Genomic DNA, 5,721 nt, shown 5'->3' with positions numbered 1-5,721 from the left:
CTTGGGTGCTCAAATCATTCTTCCTACAGCATAATGACCTCTTCCATTACTTTTCAAAGTCGCTATTTAGGGGCTTTTTTTGCTATGCCTTTTTTCGCCCATCATAAAATACAAAGTCTTTCAACCTATGGGCCACCGAAAGGTTGTAATTGATGGTTGCCGGGTCAAAGGCCGGGGCCAATGTGCCGCTGCTCAGCACAAGTCCGGACAGATAGGTGTTGGTGGATGCATCGTTATCGATGATCAGCAGGGTTATGGGAGAAATGACATAATTATGGTAGCCCGGGTCTGCGCTGTAGACCGAGTGGGATACAGTACCAGTATGGTCCCCCTCGGTGACATCGTCATCCACCGCCCACACCCGCACGGTTTTCGGCGTATTCCAGTTTCCCGCAGTGAAAGTCCAATCCCCGGGGTCCACATCAAGTTGGGTGTCCCCGCTGATGCTGATTTTTACATCGGCATAAGGGCGTCAGCGACGGTGACGGGGGCACCAGCGCGGCGGCCACGGCCAGGATCGGGGTGTCCGGCCAAGCGGAAGGCGGGGTCGAGAACCCGGCCCTGACCAGAACCTCAGTTACCCGGATTGGGTGAGACCGTCCAGGTCACCTTTGAGCCGGGCGTCACCGTTAACCCCGCCGCCGGCAGTGCCAGACTGGCAAAGTATGATCGTGAATTTAGAACTTGCAGTTAAAAGAATTCTAAATGGTGAAAAAATATTAAAAATATTATATAATTAAAGAAAATTCAGAAAGGAGAGAAAGGAGCAATATCATCAAACGTGCTCCTTAAGAAATTATGAGTATAGAATTAAAAGCCGATCTTATAAGTCGACTTGGCAAAGTCTCCATGGGAAAAGAACCTGCAGACTTGATTATTAACAATTGCGATGTATTAAATGTCTATACTGGCGAAATTCTTGAGAACCAGCATTTGCTTATTGCTGGTGACAGGATCGCTTACGTGGGACCGAAACTTAACTTCCCGGAGGGACTAAACACTAAATTAATCGACGCTGACGGACAACTGATTATTCCAGGCATGATTGACGGTCACATACATATAGATTCATTAATGAATATAGAAGAATTTGTTGAACTTTCCCTCGCCCGGGGTACTACCACAATTATTACTGAGTGTTATTTTACTTCCAATGCCATGGGTATCAAAGGAGTAAATGCTTTTATCGATCAATTCAAAAATCTGCCACAGAGACTTTTTGCCACAGCCCCAATCATATCCTTTCTGTGTTCCGACAATGGAGACGGTATTAGTGTAATTAATCAGTCTGAAATGATAAGTTTGCTGCAACGGCCGGAAATACTAGGAACCGGTGAAATATACTGGTCTAATCTGCTTAATACCGACTCAAACGAGGGTTTAATTAATATTATAGAGGCGGCCATTTCGCTGGGAAAAACAGTGGAGGGACACGGAGCAGGTGCTAAAAGCCAGAGATTAGCTGCTGTCGCAGCTTATGGTATTGATTCTTGCCACGAACCTATTACCGCTGAAGAGGTGCGCGAAAGACTGCGTCTGGGTCTGTTTACCATGATCCGAGAAGGTTCGATCCGCCGGGAATTGGATGCTGTAATTGGTCCTTTAATCGAAATGGGTTTAGCGTTACGCAGGGCAATTTTAGTTTCCGATGCAGTTTGGCCGGTTGATCTGCACCGATACGGTCACATGAATTATATAGTGCAAAAGGCTATTAACCTGGGACTCAACCCTGTGACGGCAATCCAGATGGCTACTATTAATGTGGCAGAACATTTTCACCTGGGGAGCCACCTCGGTGGGATAGCACCAGGGAAATGCGCTGATATTGTAATTATCCCTAATCTAAAAACAATTGAACCCAAGTTAGTTATTTGTCGAGGTAAAGTGGTAGCCCGGAATGGCAAAATGCTAGAAAGACCGACAAAAACACACTTTCCAGCTGATGCGTATCAATGCATTAATATTAACCCGATACAACCTGGCTTTTTTAGGGTGCCGGCTACTTCTCCAATAACCAAAGTACGTGCCATAGAATTAATCACCAACATTGTTAACCGTGAAACGCTATTGGATTTACCAGTAATTGATGGAGAAATAACAATCGCCGGCGGGGATGATGTTTTAAAAGTAGCGGTAATTAATCGCTACATCAGAAATGGTAAGGGCTGTACCGGATTTATCAAGGGATACGGACTGAAAAGGGGTGCACTGGCCAGTAGCTATTCTTTCGACGAAGGAAGTCTGGTGGTAATGGGCGTCAATGACAGCGACATGGCCGCCGCAGTAAATCGAATCCGTGAGTTGCAAGGCGGCTTTGTTTATTGTTGTGAGGGGCAGATAGTGGAAGAACTGCCGCTTCCCATTTTGGGATGCATTTCCGATATCCCGGGGACAGAAGTAGCTGCAAAATTCACATCCTTGGAAAGAGCCTTAAAAAAAGGAGGATGCAACGTAGATAATCCGCTATTAACATTACTTACAATTACCTTTACCGCCATACCTTCGCTGAGGTTACTGTCCAGGGGATACTGGCAATCCAGAGAAAACCGAATGGTGAATGTACTGGCATAGTCAAGGCAAAACCCGTCTTCGAAAACGAAATCGCACGGGGATGGTGTACCAGCACTGCTGACGAAATGGGATGGGGCACCAAAAAAGCCCGTAATTACGGGCTTTTTTGGTGCCCCATCCCATTTTTCTCAAAAGTACGCCTATGTGGATGGCTACGACAATATAGAGTCGTACTGCCTTGCGATGATTTTTTATATGGTGGCGTCGTCTGTTCCAGTAGAAGGCATACTTAATTTAAAAAAGTTAAGAATAGCTTTATATATAACTCAGCAATTGAGGTGAAGTGCATGGCAAGCATCTATTGGTATTGCGCCCTCGCGATCATCTGCGTTGGCATGACAGTTTTCATTCTATATAAGAAAAAGAATCTTTATGAATTTATATCATTTTTTTTGTTTGCCATGATGACAGCTTTTATCGGTGAAATGATCGTATTGCTCTTTCTAAAAAGCTATTCTTATAAGCCTGGCGTTTTTACGGATTACTATGCGGAAAACATTTTTGGGCATATCGTCCCCAATGCCTCCTTATGGCCTGCGACCGCTCTGCTCGTAGTTGCTTACTCGCTGCGTTGTCGCTGGATAGTATTAATAACCGTCATCTTTACGCTTTTGGACATTCTCTTTGCGAATCTCGGAATCTATCAGCATCATTGGTGGAAAACCTGGATGACCAGCGTTGTAATTTTCTTTTATTGCATTTTGATGAAGATATGGTTCGTCCAGTTGAAAAGCAAACGGAGCGGTATCCTGAGATATATCACGTTCTGGTTCATTTTATTGGTTATATTAAAGCTTCCTGAAAGCTTTCTCCTGCTTTCCGGAATGCAATATGCAATCGTCGGCTGGTTTGAAAATCTTTATAGGGACGCCGGAGTATTCTCAGTTATTTATAACGCGGCGTTGTCTTTCCTCTGCGTCTTTTTTATTTGCATTTTGAAAAAATGGTATTGGAAACTGGTTCCCTTCTTCATCTGTTTTTCTTTCGATGTCATTCTTTTAAATAAGGGAATTCTCTTCTTTAACGGCGGATGGAATATATACCCTGATGCTAGTGCGTTCCGTATGCCTGACACTATTCATTGCACTTGAGAATAAATACCCCTACAACCTTCCAGCGCAACGCTCCTTAACAACATAAGGATACATTATAACCCTCTCTCTTGACAAATGATTATATGCGATAATGGCATATGGCTTAGAGCCATGCCATTGTCCAATGTCAAGGGCTGACCCCAGCCCCACTGACCCCAGCCCCACTACGGCAGATCCGAATTGTTTATGAGCGCTTTAATGCGGTTAAAGCTATGCTGGCTGATTACGTGCTCGATCCGGCAAGCGTCTTTTTCCGCAGCAACCGGATCGACCCCTAAAGCTTTTATCAGATATTTGGTAATGACCTGGTGGCGCTCGTAGATTTCCATTGCTTTTTGTTTGCCTTTTTCCGTAAAGACGATGTTTCCATTCGGTTCCATTACTATATATCCCGCTTTTTTTAAAATACCCATTGCCCTGCTGATGCTGGGCTTTGAATAGCCTAACTCGTTAGCTATGTCAATAGAACGAACATGCCCGTTTTTTATATTTAAAAGCAAGATGGTTTCCAGATAATCCTCGCCGGACTGCTGAATTTTTATCAAGAAAATCCCCCTCGTGATATGCCGGTAGTGATGATGCGATAGCAAAACCAGACCCATATTCCAGTGAACGCCTGATCGCCAAACAGATCCTTTGTTGGCCGCAAAGGAGAAGCAAATCAGGCAGAAGTCAAATCGCAAAAGAACCGCTAATTTTACCTGTGGGATCATTTTAACATTGTTCTGATAAAATATCAATTTACTGCAAAATTTATACCTTGACAGGCAAATTTTACTATGATAAGATTTTTGCAGAGTTAGCCCAGGCTAACTAAGTCGGGCCGTTCTGAAAACCCGCCGGGACACCTGCGGGAAGGTATTTAAAGCAGGATTGTATCAAAGACAACCTATGCTTGATTGATAGGTTTTTAATCAGGTAAATTACTCTTATGGTATGTCAGAGCAATGATGCGATAGTGCCACCTGGTTGCCAAGCAAGCCTTTGTTGGCCGCAAAGGAGGGTGGATCAGGCAGAAGTTAAAGCGCGAGAGGGCTAATTTTACCTGCGCCGTACTGCACACGTTGCCCCGATAAAACACCATATTACTGCGATATAAATACTGCCGTATTTACGCAGTATTTATACTCGCAGTATTTATACCTTGAAAGGCGATTTTGGAAGGTGCAGATGCCCTGCGGCGGCTGGCCGGAAAGTCGTCAAACTTAAGAGAGGTGAAGTATTTTGGGTGCGGCATGAAGTTTTTGCTTTATATTTGCTTCCCAATTTGGTTTGGGAAACCAATGGATGGAATAGTAGAATAGGAGGAGGTAATATGTGAAGCTCGCATATGTCCTATTGGGTTTCTTGTTTTTTGGCATAGGCACGGTTGGCGCGTTTCTCCCCATCTTGCCCACGGTGCCGTTTCTACTGGTGGCGTCCTTTTGCTTTGCTAAAGGCTCCACCCGGTTCAACAGCTGGTTTAGGTCAACCAAGCTATACAAAAATCATTTAGATGGTTTGGTCAGTTCCCGCGCCATGACCCTAAGGAGCAAAATAACCGTTCTTAGCCTGGCCTCCGTTATGCTCATTTTAGCCTTTGTTTTTTCTCCTTCCGCGCATGCCAGGATCCTCATCGTCTGCTTGCTGGCGCTGAAATACTATTATTTTGCCTTTAAGATTAAAACAGTCAAGGAAAACCCGGTCGACGGTTATCAACAAAAGGTTTCTTAAACCGAGATAGTTTAGGCTAAAATTATCTCTATTTTTTGACTAGGTAGTTAGCATAAGCTAACTAAATCAGGTTCAATAAGGACGGAAGGTCTGGAAATACAACGTTTAAGCCGGAAGGAAAGGAGCGTGTGGAAATGAAAATCAGGGCGCCCACTGAACACTTGACAGATTGCGCGTGAGATTTAATACGGTAGTTTTTCAACAAGGTTGGAAAGCTTAAATAGGCTCTCGGCATTAGATGGGAGGAATCATTAAATCTGGAATAAAGCAACTGGAAATTCTGGCATGCCAGGCTAAAAAGACTGTCCTTTTCACGACATTCCTAAAAATGGGCATGGCAAAG

5 protein-coding genes are annotated in these 5,721 nt (G+C 44.2%); 3 read left to right on the top strand and 2 right to left on the bottom strand.

Features of this window, described 5'->3' with window-relative positions; all coding sequences use genetic code 11:
- Positions 1-82: 82 nt before the first annotated feature.
- Complete coding sequence (locus L9W92_RS18275) at positions 83-421, bottom strand: hypothetical protein (RefSeq protein ID WP_240085176.1); 339 nt, start codon at positions 419-421, stop codon at positions 83-85.
- Between the two features lie 377 nt (positions 422-798).
- Between L9W92_RS18275 and L9W92_RS18270 the strand changes: the two genes are divergently transcribed.
- Positions 799-2,571, top strand: coding sequence for an adenine deaminase (locus tag L9W92_RS18270; protein ID WP_240085175.1), 1,773 nt, complete (start codon positions 799-801; stop codon positions 2,569-2,571).
- 287 nt (positions 2,572-2,858) lie between these two features.
- Positions 2,859-3,662, top strand: a complete 804-nt coding sequence (locus tag L9W92_RS18265) for a hypothetical protein (RefSeq protein WP_240085174.1) — start codon at positions 2,859-2,861, stop codon at positions 3,660-3,662.
- A 167-nt stretch (positions 3,663-3,829) separates the two neighbouring features.
- Here L9W92_RS18265 and L9W92_RS18260 read toward each other — a convergent pair whose 3' ends face one another.
- Entirely contained in the window at positions 3,830-4,207 is a 378-nt protein-coding gene (locus L9W92_RS18260; protein ID WP_240085177.1) for a metal-dependent transcriptional regulator, read from the bottom strand.
- A gap of 775 nt (positions 4,208-4,982) precedes the next feature.
- Here L9W92_RS18260 and L9W92_RS18255 point away from each other — a divergent pair.
- Positions 4,983-5,378, top strand: a complete 396-nt coding sequence (locus tag L9W92_RS18255) for a YbaN family protein (protein ID WP_240085173.1) — start codon at positions 4,983-4,985, stop codon at positions 5,376-5,378.
- The last annotated feature ends 343 nt before the right edge of the window (positions 5,379-5,721 follow it).

Source organism: Pelotomaculum terephthalicicum JT, from assembly GCF_022410535.1.
Lineage (GTDB): Bacteria > Bacillota > Desulfotomaculia > Desulfotomaculales > Pelotomaculaceae > Pelotomaculum_D > Pelotomaculum_D terephthalicicum.
Note: the sequence above shows the minus strand (reverse complement) of the source record. Positions and strands in the feature narration are given on the sequence as shown.

Bases quoted from the DNA above. Each gene is read 5' to 3' on its own strand.
- L9W92_RS18265 (WP_240085174.1), top strand. From the start codon at position 2,859: ATGGCAAGCATCTATTGGTATTGCGCCCTCGCGATCATCTGCGTTGGC.
- L9W92_RS18270 (WP_240085175.1), top strand. From the start codon at position 799: ATGAGTATAGAATTAAAAGCCGATCTTATAAGTCGACTTGGCAAAGTC.